The following is a 14,382-nucleotide window of genomic DNA, read 5'->3' on the forward strand; positions in this document are numbered from 1 at the left end:
AAAGATCATGAGCCAAGTATTTGACGTAGTGGTTATTGGTGGTGGCCCTGGTGGCTACATCGCCGCAATTCGGGCAGCGCAACTCGGTTTCAAGGTTGCTTGTGCTGAATCTCAATCCTATGATGATCCTAAGGGTGAGCCACGTTTGGGCGGTACCTGCTTAAACGTTGGTTGTATTCCTTCCAAGGCATTGTTGGCTTCTTCTGAAGAGTTTGAGAAGATTAACCATTATGCTGCTGATCATGGTATCAAAGTGGGCGCTGTTAGCATCGACTCTAAAAAGATGATTGCTCGTAAAGACGACATCGTTACCAAAATGACCGGTGGTATTCAGTACTTATTCCGCAAGAACAAAATCACTTTGCTAAAAGGCCACGCTACATTTGAAGGCAAGGGCGCCGATGGTTATCAAGTGAAGATTGATGGCAAAGATAAAGAAACGGTTACTTCAAAAAATGTGATTATTGCGACTGGTTCTAAAGCACGCCACCTCCCAGGCATTACTGTGGATAACGTCTTGATCTGTGATAACGAAGGTGCACTCAAGTTTGATTCTGCTCCTAAGAAATTAGGCGTAATCGGTGCTGGCGTTATTGGCTTGGAATTGGGGTCTGTATGGCGCCGTCTCGGTGCTGAAGTGACTGTACTCGAAGCAATGCCTTCATTCTTAGGCGCTTGCGATATCAGCATTGCTAAAGAGGCTCAAAAACTATTTGCTAAGCAAGGCTTGAGTATCAACACTGGTGTAAAAATTGGCGACGTTAAAGCTGATAAGAACGGTGTAGTGGTTAATTACACTGATAGCGCTGGTAAGGCCGCTAAGTTGGAATGTGAGCGCTTAATTGTTTCTGTTGGACGCGTGCCTAACACTGATAAATTGGGTTTAGATAATATTGGTCTCAAAGTGGATGAGCGTGGCTTCATTCCAATCGATGACCATACTTGTGCCACTGCAGCGCCTGGTGTTTACGCTGTTGGTGACGTAGTGCGTGGCCCAATGTTGGCGCACAAAGCAGAGGACGAAGGTGTCTTGGTTGCTGAAGTAATCGCCGGCCAAAAACCACACATCGATTACAACTGCATTCCTTGGGTAATCTATACAGATCCTGAAATTGCCTGGGTTGGTAAGACTGAACAAGCACTGAAAGAGGCTGGTATTGCTTATAAAGCAGGTCAGTTCCCGTTTGCTGCTAACGGCCGTGCATTGGGTATGGGTCGCGCTGATGGTTTCATCAAAGTATTAGCTGACGCTAAGACAGATGAGATTCTTGGCGTACATATTATTGGCGCCAATGCTTCTGACTTAATCGCTGAGGCAGCGGTTGCAATGGAATTCAAAGCAGCAGCAGAAGATATTGCTCGTATCTGTCATGCACATCCAAGTTTGTCTGAAGTGATGCGCGAAGCAGCGTTAGCGACAGACTCACGTGCATTAAATATGTAATTGAAAACCATTGAGTTTTACCAACAAGAGTTAAAAGCGCGCGGGTATCAAAGCGATCCCGCGCAGCTTTGTGCTGTAGAGCGTCTTCAGGAATGTGAAGATCAATGGATTGCTTATAAAGAAATCCGCAGCAATACCTTAAAGAAAAAAATATTTAAACCGACGCTTCCCCGCGGTATTTATCTATGGGGTGGGGTGGGTCGTGGCAAATCCTTCTTAATGGACTGCTTTTATGCGGCCTCACCATTAGAAAAGAAAATCCGTATTCATTTTCATGAGTTCATGCGTGAAGTGCATCGTGAATTGCATGAGCTATCGGGTTTATCGGATCCGCTAGATGAGTTAGCAAAACGCATTTCAAATCGTTATCGCTTAATTTGTTTTGATGAGTTTCATATCAATGACATCGCCGATGCAATGATTCTCTACCGCTTACTCAGCGCACTCTTTGCTGACCGCGTACAGTTTGTGATGACTTCCAACTATCGTCCAGATCAGCTCTATCCTAATGGTTTACATCGGGATAGATTGATTCCTGCTATTAAGCTGTTGGAAGAAAAACTCGACGTTTTGAACGTAGATGCAGGTAATGATTACCGCCGCGTGCAGATGGCGCAAGTAGAGGCTTATCTGACTCCGGTCAATGCGGAGACGCAAGCAACGCTCGGTCAAATGTTTCAAACCTTAATTGGCAATCAAAAAGAAGCGCGTAATCCAGTTCTCAATATTGAGAACCGTGAGTTACGACCGCTTCACATGGCTGACGGTGTAGTTTGGTTCGACTTCAAAACTTTGTGTTGCGGTCCACGCTCACAAAATGATTACTTAGAGATTGCGAACCAGTTTCATACGGTGATTTTGTCTGGGGTGCCCTATATGCCCCCAAGAATGACAAATGAAGCTCGCCGCTTTATTTGGCTAATCGACGTCTTGTATGACCACAAGATTAAGTTAATCATGTCTGCTGAGGTCCCAGCCCCAGATTTGTACACTGAGGGCCAAATTACGGCTGAATTCTCTCGAACCGTTTCCCGTTTGATTGAGATGCAGTCTCGTGACTACCTAGATGCACCGCGCCGGGTAATTGACACCAGCTTGACCTAAAATAGGGTTATGAGCAGCTTTTCACCCCTAAACGCCGACTTGCATTGCCATTCAGTGATTTCTGATGGCACTTTGACGCCCGAACAATTAGCGGAGCGTGCTAAAGCCAATGGAGTGCATTTGTGGGCCCTGACCGATCATGATGAGTTGGGCGGTCAGAAACGTGCTCGAGAAGCAGCAAGCGCATTAAACATCGATTACCTTGCTGGTGTAGAAATTTCTGTCACTTGGATGGGTGAGACGATTCATATTGTTGGCCTTGGAATTGATGCTGAGCATGCTGGCATCATCGAAGGACTTCGTTGCACTCGTGATGGCCGAGGTAATCGCGCCAAACTGATGGCAGAACAGTTACTCAAAGCAGGTATACCTGGCGCTTATGAGGGCGCACTTCATTTTGCAGGCAATCATGATTTGATTTCAAGAACACACTTTGCGCGTTTCTTAGTAGAGCAGGGCGTATGTCGCAATACCGAGCACGTATTTAAAAATTATTTAATTGAAGGTAAACCAGGATATGTACCTCATCAGTGGGCTACCCTAGATGACGCTGTTAGCTGGATTAAATCAGCAGGTGGTGTAGCGGTGATTGCCCATCCTGGCCGCTACAGTAGACTCAATGCCATGCAAATGGACGAGCTCTATAAACACTTCAAGGATATTGGTGGCCTAGCAATTGAGGTGATTACGGGTAGCCATAGCCCTGACCAATACAAAACCTTTGCAAAGATTGCGCAGCAATATGGCTTTTTAGCCTCTCGTGGCTCCGATTTTCATGACCCAAGCGAGAGTCATATAGATTTAGGCAATTTGCCGCACTTACCGGATCACCTCACGCCAGTATGGTCTGCATTTCATTAAACGATTAATTCATTAACTCCATCATTACTTAACCACTTAGAAAAAGAATACAGATGTTTGCTGAACGCGTTCTCTCTGGCATGCGACCAACCGGTAGCTTGCACTTGGGTCACTACCATGGTGTATTAAAGAACTGGGTGCGCTTGCAGTCCGAGTATCCATGCTTCTTTTTTGTGGCAGATTGGCATGCATTAACTACGCACTACGAGACTCCGGATGTCATTGAGCAGTCAGTATGGGAGATGGTGATTGATTGGTTGGCAACGGGCGTTGATCCAAATCAGGCGACCTTGTTCATTCAAAGTAAAGTACCTGAGCACGCCGAACTTTTTCTATTACTCTCCATGGGAACCCCGCTGGGCTGGCTTGAGCGGGTACCCACCTATAAAGATCAAATTGAGAAACTCAAGGAAAAGGATCTCCAAACTTATGGTTTCTTGGGTTATCCATTGCTACAGGCGGCCGATATATTGATGTATCGCGCACAGTTGGTTCCGGTTGGTGAAGATCAGGTGCCACACGTAGAGATGACTCGTGAAGTAGCGCGCCGCTTTAATTATTTATACGGACGCGAGCCCGGCTTTGAAGAAAAAGCCTTAGAGGCAGTTAAAAAATTAGGCAGCAAACGCGCCAAGATGTATGCGGAATTACGAGTGGCATTTCAAGAGCGTGGTGATGATGAGGCGTTGGAGCAAGCTAAAGCATTGCTGCAAGAAGCGCAGAGTTTATCGATGGCTGATCGCGAAAGACTCTTTGGCTTTTTAGAAGGTGCCCGCAAAATTATTCTGCCTGAGCCACAAGCACTTCTCACAACGGCATCACGTATGCCTGGTATCGATGGTCAGAAGATGTCTAAGTCTTACGGCAATACCATCAGCATTCGTGAAAATCCCGAAGATGTTATTAAGAAGATTCGTACGATGCCAACCGATCCAGCCCGCGTCCGAAGAACCGACGCCGGAGATCCAGCACGTTGCCCGGTATGGCAACTGCATACTGTTTACTCCAATGAGGAAACAAAACAATGGGTTGATAAGGGTTGTAAATCCGCTGGTATTGGATGCCTCGAGTGCAAGCAACCGGTAATTGATTCAATTTTGGCTGAGCAACAACCGATGTTTGAACGTGCGCAGAAGTATTTGGATGATCCTAGTTTGCTGCGTTCCATCATTGCCGATGGTTGCGACAAAGCACGCAAGGTTGCCCAGGAAACCATGCGCGAGGTTCGCGAAGCAATGGGCCTTGCTTACGATTGAGTCTTGATCTTGCCTAACCCGCATGATGCCATTTTGAATGCCTCTCCTTGGGTAAGGAGATTTGCGCCCCTCATTCAAGTGGATGGAGTGGTGCTAGATTTAGCTTGCGGATCAGGTCGACATTCTGAGTTATTGGCAAGCATGGGTCATGATGTCTTGGCGGTTGATCAAGATGTCACAGCAGTAGGTTCTGTTGGTAACCCTTTAATCACCCCAAAGCATCTCAATCTTGAACAGGCTGATTGGCCTCTGATAGGTTCAGAGTTCAGTGCGATCGTAGTGACAAACTACCTCTATCGACCGCACTTAGACCAATTACCCAAAATGCTGCAAAAGGGTGGTGTTTTGATCTACGAAACCTTCGCCCTGGGAAATGGGGAATTTGGTAAGCCATCCAACCCCAATTTCCTGCTAAATCCAGGGGAATTGCTCGCTTTTGCCTCTCGTCATGGTCTTAAGGTAGTGGCTTATGAGGATATTTACGTAGATCAACCCAAACCAGCCATGGTTCAGCGCCTATGCGCAGTAAAAGGTGAGCTAAAACAGCGCATTCCGTTACAATTTCAGGGTTAAGACAGCTAAAAATCGGTGCATATTCGGTGACAAATACAGCTCATTCCAAAGGTAGCAAAAAGCCCATCGCTGGCAGTATGCCGGCTATCGTGACTCCCATGTTCGAAGATGGCAGCTTGGATTATGCTAGCTTGCGTTCCTTGTTGGATTGGCATGTGTCTGAAGGCACTGACGGCATTGTGATTGTTGGCACTAGCGGTGAGTCTCCAACAGTTTCTGTTGAAGAGCACTGTGAGCTCATTCGTGTGACAGTGGAGCAGATTGCTGGACGCATTCCAGTGATTGCTGGTACCGGCGGTAACTCTACGATTGAAGCGATTGAATTAACTAAATTTGCTAAGCAGGTTGGCGCAGATGCCAGCTTGCAGGTAGTACCGTATTACAACAAGCCAACGCAAGATGGCATGTTTGCTCACTTTAAAAAGATTGCAGAGTCGGTGGATTTGCCAGTGATTTTGTATAACGTCCCCGGCAGAACGGTTGCTGATTTGGCTGGCGACACGGTGGTCCGTTTAGCGGGTGTGCCAGGCATTATTGGCATTAAAGAAGCAACAGGTAGCCTAGAGCGTGGCACCTTATTGATTAATGATCTCAAGCGTGCTGGCCATCAAGACTTCTCTGTATTTTCGGGCGACGATCTGACTGCGGCCTTGTTGATGTTGATGGGTGGCAAGGGCAATATTTCTGTTACGGCTAATATTGCTCCGCGTTTGATGCATGAGCTCTGCGTAGCCGCCATGTCAGATGATGTGAAAAGAACCCGTGAAATTCAATATCAACTGATTGCAGTCCATAAAGCTATGTTCACAGAGGCTAACCCAATCCCCGTGAAGTGGGCATTGCATGAGATGGGCAAGATTACTGCTGGCATTCGTTTGCCATTAACACCTTTAAGCAATTCCTTGCGCGAGCCTTTGAAGGCAGCGTTAAAACAGGCCAACCTATTATGATGAATTTGCTCAAACTATCCCGTCGATATTTATCGATTCTCTCTTTAATTGTTATTGCTTCTACTGCATTGACTGCTTGTAAGTCAGTTACGAGTAGCGATACCGTTGACTACAAGAGTGCAGGTGCAGTGCGCGGTCCTAATTTGTCATACCCGCCAGACTTAATCACGGCGCAGGCGGATCGCCGCTACATCGTTCAGGACGGTACAGCGACGATGTCTGAATACAATTCTGCCGTTAAGAAATCGACGCAGATGCGTAGCAACGTCATGACGGGTATTCCTGGCATGCGAATTGCGCGTGATGGTGAACGTCGTTGGTTGGTAGTGGAAAAACCAGCTCCTGAGCTCTACCCACAAGTAAAAGATTTCTGGCAAGAGAATGGCTTCTTGTTGGTAATCGATTCGCCATCAACCGGCATTATGGAAACCGACTGGGCAGAAAATCGCGCAAAGATTGCACAAGATTGGATTCGCTCAACTATTGGCGGTGCAATCGACTCTATTTATGACACTGGTGAACGCGATAAATACAAAACTCGTCTTGAGGTATCTAAGCCAGGCGAGACAGAAATTTATATTACTCAGCGCGGCGCGATTGAGAAATGTACAACCGACGCTACAGGCGCTTGTTTATCTACTATTTGGACTCCTCGCCCTAACGACCCAGAATTGGAAGCTGTATTTTTGGCTCGTTTGATGGAGCGCTTAGGCATGACGCAAGAGCAGGCTAAAGCAATGGTTGCAGTGCCTCTTGGTCCTAAAACGCCTAAAGCGAAGTTTGTTCAGGAGGGCACTAACCAAGCCTATATCGAGCTCAGTGCTGGCTTTGATCGCTCTTGGCGTGATGTTGGATTGGCTCTGGATCGCTCTAACTTCACGGTTGAGGATCGGAATCGCTCAAGTGGTGTTTACTATGTTCGTTACGTGAATCCTAAAGACTTGGGCGATACCAAGGGCTTCTTCTCCAACCTCTTTAGCAGTAAAGATGAGTCTGGTATGAAGGCCAAAAAATATCAGGTGCTAGTGAAGAGTACTGGTGAGAATTCTGCAAATGTTTATGTACAGAACGCGGATGGCAAACCAGAAAATACGCCTGCTGGTTATCAATTGCTGACTTTGTTAACAGAGCAACTAACAAAGTAGTGGTTTTTGAAGGCAAATAAAAAAGCCGCTTTTCAGCGGCTTTTTTTCTTCATGAAGAAGATTACTTCTTAGCGTCGGCAGCAGGAGCAGCTGGAGCTGGAGCAGCAGCAGGAGCTTCAGCAGCAGGTGCAGCTGGAGTAGCAGCAGCTTCAGCAGGTTTTGCTTCTTCTTTTTTACCGCAAGCGGCCAAGGCGATTGCTAACATAGCAGCGAATACGAGTGACTTCTTCATTTGTAAATTCCTTTAAAAAAATTAATAACAATTACCGGTAATTGTTCTTTGGATATACCGAGGGAATGCCCCTAAGTAGTTTCCAGTAAATATTATATCCATCTCCGTATTCAGTGTTCAAAAACCAACCATCCGGCTAAATAAGCCTCATAAAGGCTGGATTGATCAGGCTGTTTGAGCCTGCCCACCCTGAGTTCTTTATGTGCCGAGAGGGTCTGCCAGGCCGAAAGAATAGCTGGAGCTTGTCCCTGGGTCATGGATTCTCCGTTGCAATACACCTGTTTTCCAAGGCTTAAAATACGGGTTTGTGGATGGGGGAGAAGTCTGCTAGCCCCAAGTTTTTTAAGGAATGCATTCGGTTTTAGGGGTGTATCGGGGGCGTCAAAAAGGGCTTGTTGTTTGGGTTCTGATAGATAGGCAGTAATCCCGGGTAGAAATCCATCAATTTTGTCTAGTTTCAGCTCTTTGAGTTTTGAGTCTAGCTGTTTGATGAGCTCTTCCGGCAATTGCTCTGCACTATGGGTTGCACCTTGTTTAGGATCTGCAAACTTGCTCTCTAGGGCGGGAATATTCTCCAAAGATTCTGCTAGGCGCCACAAACCTTCTTGCAGTAATTCTTTAAAGCTGGGGGAGCGAAATCCAACAGACCATGTTTGGCAACCCGCATCTAGCGCAATACCATTATGAGCAACATGTGGCGGTAGATACAACATATCGCCAGGCTCTAGCGTCCACTCCCGCTCAGGCTTAAAGTTACGCAGAATTTTTAGCGGTAGATTAGGGTTGAGGCTCAGATCTTTTTGTTCTGAAATTTTCCACTGCCTTCTACCAGACATTTGAATCAGGAAGACGTCGTAAGAATCAAAGTGGGGGCCAACACCGCCTCCAATACCAGCAATGCTAATCATTAAGTCATCTAAGCGCGCATCAGGAATAAAGCGGAACCAGGACAGAATGTTTGCAGCTGCTGGATGATGTGCCTCCATTCCTTGAAGCAATAAAGTCCAGTCGGGCTTGTTGATCGATGGAATTGCCCTTTTAGAAAACGGTCCGCCATCAAAGCTCCATGGATTGGATTTAACCAAGCGTGCCTCTACCTCATCTTGTAGAGCAAATTTGAGTAACTCTTTGGTGGGAATAGGGCTATCCAAGGACCCACCTTTGTTGGCCGAAAGGGCAAATGCCGGAATCGCCCTGCGTATGAGAAGGGGCTTTTTATGCCAATACCGCGCCATGAACTGGTCTGGGCTAATACCCCCAAATAAGGCCCAGGGCTCGCCTAAAGGGAGCTTTGAGGGAGCCCGAGGTGGCTCATAGGGTTTGCTCAAGTAAAATGAGGTCATAAAGTAAAAAGCTGTTTAGAAACTGATTAAAAACGAATGTTCGACAAATTCCGCATGAAGATTGAAAAAAATACCATCGTATCCCTTCGCTATAAGTTAACCGATGCGCAAAATAATGTCATCGAGGAACCCGATGCTCCGATGGTATACCTGCACGGTGGTTATGAAGGCACTTTTCCTAAAATCGAGACTCTGCTTGATGGCCAAGATATTGGTTATGAGGCAACGATTCAGCTAGAGCCTAGTGAAGCCTTTGGTGAATATGATCCTGAGTTGTTAAAGATCGAGCCACGTACCCGTTTCCCGGAGCCTTTAGAAGTGGGGATGCAGTTTGAAGGCGTGCCTGATGCGGATGAAGATGCGACTGTGCATGATTCTGAAGATGATGAACCTTTAATCTATACCGTTACGGATGTTGCAGACAGTCAAGTGGTGTTAGATGGTAATCATCCGTTAGCAGGCATGGCGTTACGTTTTTGGGTTCAAGTTGAAGATGTTCGCGCAGCTACTGATGATGAAATTGAAAATCGTCATCCAGAAGGTGGCGAAAGTTTTTCATTTGGGATGCCTAATGATGAGGGCGATGATGAAGATGAAGAATTTCCAGGCGGCGTATTAGGTGGTGATAGCACGGGCCCACGTACGCTACATTAATTAAAACCAAGTTTGAATAAAGAAAGGAATAGCATGCTATTCCTTTTTTATTGCATCATTTCTTCCGCATGACCCTTAATGGGTAACCGCAAATCACTACTCCCTCAACCACTGTTTAATCGCATCAAGGTCGCGTTTGGTATCGCTAGAGCCTTCAGCATCAACGCCAGCAGAGGTGTTGCTTAACTTGGCTAACGCCTTCTCTAGCGCTGCAATCTTGGCTTCCTGTTCGATCGTGGCATCAATTAAACCTTTGAGCGCCATTGATACAGGATCATCTACATTCGGGGTCACTCCATAAGCAGAAAAATATTCCTTTGTTTTGCTATCAGGACTTTGCGGTAAATCTGGATGCAAGATGCGAGCAGGAATACCAACCGCAGTCGCACCTGCAGGAATTTCTTTCAATACCACCGCATTGGATCCAACGCGTGCTCCATCGCCCACAGTAAATCCACCGAGAACTTTTGCGCCAGCACTGACGACAACACCTTTGCCAAGAGTAGGGTGGCGCTTAACGCCTTTATAAAGCGAAGTGCCGCCCAAGGTAACGCCTTGATAAATCGTGCAGTCATCACCAATTTCAGTGGTCTCACCAATCACAATACCGAGCCCATGATCCAAAAATACTCGGCGACCAATCTTTGCACCAGGATGAATTTCTATCCCAGTGAAAAAACGCGCAAACATGGACAACACACGGGCAAGCCATTTCAGACCAAGATTCCATAGAAAATGGGAGATGCGATGCAGCCAAACTGCATGCAAGCCTTGATAGCAAGTGATGACCTCGAGACGATTCCGGGCTGCTGGGTCTCTGGCAATAATGGAGTCGACTTGGTCGAATAGGGGATTTGACATAGCTTGATTTTAACGGGATGCGCTTATTTTCTCAGGAGCATCTGTTTTGCAATACCGCGCAGCAGATCAATCTCTTCTTTATGAAGGCGGCTACGAGCAAACAGCGCTTGGATACGGGGCATCAGTTTCTTGGGGTTGGCTGGATCTAAATACCCAATGGCCTCCAGACCTTCGCGCCAATGTTCCAGCATCGCTGCAACGGCGGCAGGATCGGCAAAATCAGCCATTTCTTCCCGGCTAGATAAGGCATTTCGTCCCCCCAAATGCCGAGAGAGTGTTTCCCTAAGGGTGTAGGCGCAGACCATGATTGCCTGGGCCAAGTTAAGAGACGGGTAGTCTGGATTGGCATCTAACCAGACTCTATGGGTGCATAAGGCCAAATGATCGTTATCCAAGCCAGTTCTTTCTGGACCAAAGAGCAAGGCAACCCGTCTTCCACTTGATGTCGTATCGGCTATTAAGGTCCGAGCGGTCTCCCAGTTTAAGGCTGGTGGGCCAAACTCTCGATCACGGCTGGTTAAGCCTAAAACTAGTGAGCAACCCTCTACGGCGGAGGCTAATGAACTGCTTTCTAAGGAGTGCTCAAGGATATCTGCCGCACCGCTGGCTAGAGCAATGGCATCAGTATTGGCTGCTACGTCTTTGATCTTGGGATTAATAAGGCGCAGATCGCTATAGCCCATCGTTTTGAGGGCGCGAGCAGCTGAACCCACGTTTCCAGGGTGACTGGTTTCGACTAAAACCCAGCGCAATAGTTCAGATTTGTCGATATTCATCAATGCCAATGGGGGTGTTTATAGGGGGTAATAGATGCTAATCGTTTAGAATCAGGCTGTTAGCTTCGTATTGTCATGCAATTTTCCTTTTTGCAGGCATTACAAGGAGCTTGTTCTTATTTAATTTGTCCATCAATACTATGCATCCCATGTTAAATGTGGCCGTCAAGGCCGCCCGTCGCGCTGGAACAGTCATTAATCGTGCTTCTTTGAATTTAGAGCGCTTGCAAGTTGACCGTAAGCAGCACAACGATTTCGTCACCGAGGTGGACAAAGCCGCAGAAGCGGCCATCATTGAAACGCTTAGCGAAGCCTATCCAACCCATGGATTTTTAGCTGAAGAAACAGGCGAACACAATGCGGATGCAGAAAACGTTTGGATCATTGATCCACTAGATGGCACAACTAATTTTATTCACGGCTTTCCGCAGTATGCGGTTTCGATTGCGCTCGCAGTAAATGGCGTGACTCAACAAGCCGTAGTTTATGACCCAACACGTGATGAGTTATTCACCGCTACCCGTGGTGCAGGCGCATATTTGGATCGTCGGCGTTTGCGTGTAGCCACGCAAGATCGCTTGGCAAATTCTTTGCTCGGTACTGGCTTTCCGTATCGTGAAGACCAGGACTTAGAAAAGTATTTAAAGATCTTTGCTGAAATGTCACGTCAATGCGCGGGCTTACGTCGCCCAGGCGCTGCATCATTGGATTTGGCTTATGTAGCAGCTGGTCGTTACGATGGATTTTTTGAGAGCGATCTCAAGCCATGGGACATGGCTGCTGGTGCTTTGCTGATCACTGAAGCGGGCGGACTGATTGGTAACTATCGTGGAGAAGAGGGCTTTCTGAAAAGCGGTGAAGTCATGGCTGCCAATCCACGTATCTTTGCACAGATGGTGCAGTCACTCTCTAAATACTCAGTTTCTTAATTCAAATTCTCGACCCGAGAAGTCAGTAGTGCTTAGTGCTTAATAAGGTCGAGATAGCGCGCTCCAGCACTATCGATCAGTAGGGCGCTTGCCCGAGGATGAAGGCTCTCAGGGTGATCGAGATCCCAGTCAGATAAAACCCAGCGCTGCCAAGCCTGGGTATCCATAGATTCTTTATGATGGGCCGGCAAGTGAGTATGCCCATGAATTAATCTGTCTCCAGATTGATCTTTCATCACAGCTGCACAAGCTTCTCGCGTGACATCCATTCTGAGTTGACTTGCAGCAGAGCGATGCTGTGTTTGATATTGGCTATGGCTATTGCTACGTAGATGCTGGGCAACACCTTTGCGCCAATTGAGGGGTAAGGTTAAAAAGAGTTTTTGCACCCAAGGTTTTCTAACCCAACTACGAAATACCTGATAGCCTAAGTCTGCGGTACATAAAGCATCACCATGGGCTAAGACCCATTTGTGTGAAGCTAATTCAACTACGCTAGGATCTGGCAAGAGTGTCATGCCAGTCTTTTTAATAAAACTTTTGCCGATTAAAAAATCTCGATTGCCATGGATGTAATACGTTTTTACTTTGGTAGAAAGGTTAGCGATGGCGCGCTGAACTTCTTGTTGAAAAGGTGAAGATGCGGATGCATCGTCACCAACCCAATACTCAAATAAGTCACCTAGAATAAATACTGCCTCAACTTTAGGAGCGTCTTTTTCACAGAAGTCAAAAAAGCGTTGCGCCGTCAAGGGCATTGACAGCGTGAGGTGTAAGTCTGATATGAGCAGCGCGCTCGCGTGTTGCGGAATCATTCCTCGAGAACGGTAGCCTTCTCAATCACAACATCTTCAGCAGGAACATCTTGGTGAAAGCCGGAGCTACCAGTTTTGACTTTGCGAATGGTGTCAACGACATCCATGCCGCCAGTAACTTTGCCGAATACCGCATAACCCCAGCCTTGGGCATTCGGAGCAGTGTGGTTTAAGAAATCGTTGTCATTCACATTGATAAAGAATTGAGCAGTTGCAGAATGTGGGTCGCTGGTACGCGCCATGGCTACCGTGTAGCGATCATTCTTGAGGCCATTATTGGCTTCGTTTTCAATTTCTGCACCTGTTGGCTTTTGCTTCATGCCAGCAGTCATGCCGCCGCCTTGAACCATAAAGTTATCAATGACGCGGTGGAAAATCGTGCCATCGTAATGACCGCTTTTTACGTATTGCAAAAAGTTAGCAACACTTTTCGGTGCCTTAGCCACATCAAGAGTGAGGGTAATCTCACCCTTATTGGTTTTTAAGAGTACTTTCGCCATTATTAGGTCTACTTTCTAGAGGGTTAGTGAATGAAGTGTTGCTAGGCAGAGAATCTGCAGAATTGAGGGCGCGATTAACAGGGCGCTTTGCAGGGGGCTTGAGCACATCTAAGAGTGCTTTAGCGCGGTTGGAGTATTGACGCTGATTCAGCGTTGTATTTTTCGCGGCATCTTCATACGCTTGAGCGCCAAGGCGAATATAGATCTCACCCAGATTGGCTGAGGCAATGGCATAGCTAGGGCGTAGCTTTAATGCAAGTTCTAAATAATCTCGCGCCTCAATCCATTGACCTTGGTTGGCAGCTATCGCTGCAAGATTGTTATATGGCTCTGGCAATTCAGGGAACTGCTGGGTAATTTCAATCAACGTTTTTTTGGCTTGATCGAATTGGCGCATCTCAATTTGTAAGCGCGCTTTTACAAAACGCAATTGCACATTGCGTGGCGTCTTCTTGAGGTCCGCATTGATTTGGGTAACCGCATCTTGGTATTTGCGTGCCTTGATCAGTTTTTCTACATCGGATGGCACCGCATTTTTGGTGATGGGGTCCGGCTCAATAATCAAGAAGGATAAAAACGGGACGCCAACGGTCTCTGATAACTCTGGGTTTAATGGGTCATAACCCATATCCGCCGATAACCTAGGGGGATCAGTTGGGCTGTAACCGCCTAAATAGGGTTGTGGAGCCAATTGGCCTGACTTCATTTCCTGGGCATGTAATGCCTGAATTTCAGCATCGGCACGTTGCTGGGCAGGCGTGCTGCAGCCTGTCATCAGTACCAGTGATACCAAAGCGGCAAAAGCTGGGACTAAGACCTTATTCAGGGCAAGGTGTGGCGCTGGGGCGTTGTGGGGCATAGAGGAAGGGGTGTGAAACGGGCTCATTCGATATACTCAGCGCTCAGTCTAACAAATTGGCGCTACTTGCCCCACCTTTA

The 14,382-nt window shown here is 47.0% G+C and carries 16 protein-coding genes; 9 read left to right on the forward strand and 7 right to left on the reverse strand.

Annotated features, from left to right (window positions below; all coding sequences use genetic code 11):
• The first annotated feature begins 7 nt into the window (after positions 1–7).
• From lpdA to bamC, 7 genes are all read left to right on the forward strand, one after another.
• Positions 8–1,444: a dihydrolipoyl dehydrogenase gene (gene lpdA, locus AOC28_RS01870; RefSeq protein WP_072582290.1), complete on the forward strand. Its 1,437-nt coding sequence runs from the start codon at positions 8–10 to the stop codon at positions 1,442–1,444.
• Positions 1,445–2,548, forward strand: a complete 1,104-nt coding sequence (gene zapE / locus AOC28_RS01875; protein WP_072582291.1) for a cell division protein ZapE — start codon at positions 1,445–1,447, stop codon at positions 2,546–2,548.
• Between the two features lie 9 nt (positions 2,549–2,557).
• Positions 2,558–3,409 carry a 3',5'-nucleoside bisphosphate phosphatase gene (locus AOC28_RS01880; RefSeq protein ID WP_072582292.1) on the forward strand — a complete coding sequence of 284 codons (852 nt, stop codon included), beginning with the start codon at positions 2,558–2,560 and terminating at the stop codon, positions 3,407–3,409.
• Between the two features lie 53 nt (positions 3,410–3,462).
• Positions 3,463–4,665 (forward strand): tryptophan--tRNA ligase, encoded by a 1,203-nt coding sequence (locus AOC28_RS01885; RefSeq protein WP_072582293.1) that lies wholly within the window; start codon positions 3,463–3,465, stop codon positions 4,663–4,665.
• Between the two features lie 3 nt (positions 4,666–4,668).
• Complete coding sequence (locus tag AOC28_RS01890; RefSeq protein ID WP_237767711.1) at positions 4,669–5,238, forward strand: methyltransferase domain-containing protein; 570 nt, start codon at positions 4,669–4,671, stop codon at positions 5,236–5,238.
• 77 nt (positions 5,239–5,315) lie between these two features.
• Positions 5,316–6,188, forward strand: coding sequence for a 4-hydroxy-tetrahydrodipicolinate synthase (gene dapA / locus AOC28_RS01895; RefSeq protein WP_072582550.1), 873 nt, complete (start codon positions 5,316–5,318; stop codon positions 6,186–6,188).
• Positions 6,188–7,333 carry an outer membrane protein assembly factor BamC gene (gene bamC / locus AOC28_RS01900; RefSeq protein ID WP_202816815.1) on the forward strand — a complete coding sequence of 382 codons (1,146 nt, stop codon included), beginning with the start codon at positions 6,188–6,190 and terminating at the stop codon, positions 7,331–7,333. Before dapA ends, bamC begins: the two co-directional genes overlap by 1 nt.
• 61 nt (positions 7,334–7,394) lie before the next feature.
• Here the strand turns inward: bamC and AOC28_RS11455 are convergent, their stop codons facing one another.
• Positions 7,395–7,565 carry a hypothetical protein gene (locus AOC28_RS11455; RefSeq protein WP_192846841.1) on the reverse strand — a complete coding sequence of 57 codons (171 nt, stop codon included), beginning with the start codon at positions 7,563–7,565 and terminating at the stop codon, positions 7,395–7,397.
• A 110-nt stretch (positions 7,566–7,675) separates the two neighbouring features.
• Positions 7,676–8,800, reverse strand: a complete 1,125-nt coding sequence (locus tag AOC28_RS01905; protein ID WP_237767712.1) for a cupin domain-containing protein — start codon at positions 8,798–8,800, stop codon at positions 7,676–7,678.
• Between the two features lie 162 nt (positions 8,801–8,962).
• Here AOC28_RS01905 and AOC28_RS01910 point away from each other — a divergent pair, with 162 nt between their 5' ends.
• Positions 8,963–9,562 carry a peptidylprolyl isomerase gene (locus AOC28_RS01910; RefSeq protein ID WP_072582296.1) on the forward strand — a complete coding sequence of 200 codons (600 nt, stop codon included), beginning with the start codon at positions 8,963–8,965 and terminating at the stop codon, positions 9,560–9,562.
• A gap of 96 nt (positions 9,563–9,658) precedes the next feature.
• Here AOC28_RS01910 and cysE read toward each other — a convergent pair whose 3' ends face one another.
• Both cysE and AOC28_RS01920 read right to left on the reverse strand, forming a co-directional pair.
• Positions 9,659–10,423 (reverse strand): serine O-acetyltransferase, encoded by a 765-nt coding sequence (cysE, locus tag AOC28_RS01915; protein ID WP_072582297.1) that lies wholly within the window; start codon positions 10,421–10,423, stop codon positions 9,659–9,661.
• 23 nt (positions 10,424–10,446) lie between these two features.
• Entirely contained in the window at positions 10,447–11,199 is a 753-nt protein-coding gene (locus AOC28_RS01920; RefSeq protein WP_072582298.1) for an RNA methyltransferase, read from the reverse strand.
• A 140-nt stretch (positions 11,200–11,339) separates the two neighbouring features.
• Between AOC28_RS01920 and AOC28_RS01925 the strand changes: the two genes are divergently transcribed.
• A complete protein-coding gene (locus AOC28_RS01925) occupies positions 11,340–12,128 on the forward strand; it encodes an inositol monophosphatase family protein (RefSeq protein ID WP_072582299.1) in 789 nt (262 codons plus the stop codon).
• A 32-nt stretch (positions 12,129–12,160) separates the two neighbouring features.
• Here the strand turns inward: AOC28_RS01925 and AOC28_RS01930 are convergent, their stop codons facing one another.
• From AOC28_RS01930 to AOC28_RS01940, 3 genes are read right to left on the reverse strand one after another with little or no spacing between them, the layout of a single operon-like run.
• Positions 12,161–12,943 carry a UDP-2,3-diacylglucosamine diphosphatase gene (locus tag AOC28_RS01930; protein ID WP_072582300.1) on the reverse strand — a complete coding sequence of 261 codons (783 nt, stop codon included), beginning with the start codon at positions 12,941–12,943 and terminating at the stop codon, positions 12,161–12,163.
• Complete coding sequence (locus AOC28_RS01935) at positions 12,940–13,443, reverse strand: peptidylprolyl isomerase (RefSeq protein WP_072582301.1); 504 nt, start codon at positions 13,441–13,443, stop codon at positions 12,940–12,942. The genes AOC28_RS01930 and AOC28_RS01935 overlap by 4 nt, the downstream gene beginning before the upstream one ends.
• Positions 13,415–14,329 carry a tetratricopeptide repeat protein gene (locus AOC28_RS01940; protein WP_072582302.1) on the reverse strand — a complete coding sequence of 305 codons (915 nt, stop codon included), beginning with the start codon at positions 14,327–14,329 and terminating at the stop codon, positions 13,415–13,417. Before AOC28_RS01940 ends, AOC28_RS01935 begins: the two co-directional genes overlap by 29 nt.
• Positions 14,330–14,382: the final 53 nt, after the last annotated feature.

This window comes from Polynucleobacter sp. MWH-Adler-W8, assembly GCF_001889925.1.
Classification (GTDB): Bacteria; Pseudomonadota; Gammaproteobacteria; order Burkholderiales; family Burkholderiaceae; genus Polynucleobacter.

Excerpts from the sequence above, each read along its gene's own strand:
- AOC28_RS01910 (WP_072582296.1), top strand. The coding sequence starts at position 8,963 with ATGAAGATTGAAAAAAATACCATCGTATCCCTTCGCTATAAGTTAACC.
- AOC28_RS11455 (WP_192846841.1), bottom strand. The coding sequence starts at position 7,565 with ATGAAGAAGTCACTCGTATTCGCTGCTATGTTAGCAATCGCCTTGGCC.
- cysE (WP_072582297.1), bottom strand. The coding sequence starts at position 10,423 with ATGTCAAATCCCCTATTCGACCAAGTCGACTCCATTATTGCCAGAGAC.
- AOC28_RS01920 (WP_072582298.1), bottom strand. The coding sequence starts at position 11,199 with ATGAATATCGACAAATCTGAACTATTGCGCTGGGTTTTAGTCGAAACC.
- AOC28_RS01930 (WP_072582300.1), bottom strand. The coding sequence starts at position 12,943 with ATGATTCCGCAACACGCGAGCGCGCTGCTCATATCAGACTTACACCTC.
- AOC28_RS01935 (WP_072582301.1), bottom strand. The coding sequence starts at position 13,443 with ATGGCGAAAGTACTCTTAAAAACCAATAAGGGTGAGATTACCCTCACT.
- AOC28_RS01925 (WP_072582299.1), top strand. The coding sequence starts at position 11,340 with ATGCATCCCATGTTAAATGTGGCCGTCAAGGCCGCCCGTCGCGCTGGA.
- bamC (WP_202816815.1), top strand. The coding sequence starts at position 6,188 with ATGAATTTGCTCAAACTATCCCGTCGATATTTATCGATTCTCTCTTTA.
- dapA (WP_072582550.1), top strand. The coding sequence starts at position 5,316 with ATGCCGGCTATCGTGACTCCCATGTTCGAAGATGGCAGCTTGGATTAT.
- lpdA (WP_072582290.1), top strand. The coding sequence starts at position 8 with ATGAGCCAAGTATTTGACGTAGTGGTTATTGGTGGTGGCCCTGGTGGC.
- AOC28_RS01880 (WP_072582292.1), top strand. The coding sequence starts at position 2,558 with ATGAGCAGCTTTTCACCCCTAAACGCCGACTTGCATTGCCATTCAGTG.
- AOC28_RS01905 (WP_237767712.1), bottom strand. The coding sequence starts at position 8,800 with ATGGCGCGGTATTGGCATAAAAAGCCCCTTCTCATACGCAGGGCGATT.
- AOC28_RS01885 (WP_072582293.1), top strand. The coding sequence starts at position 3,463 with ATGTTTGCTGAACGCGTTCTCTCTGGCATGCGACCAACCGGTAGCTTG.
- AOC28_RS01940 (WP_072582302.1), bottom strand. The coding sequence starts at position 14,329 with ATGAGCCCGTTTCACACCCCTTCCTCTATGCCCCACAACGCCCCAGCG.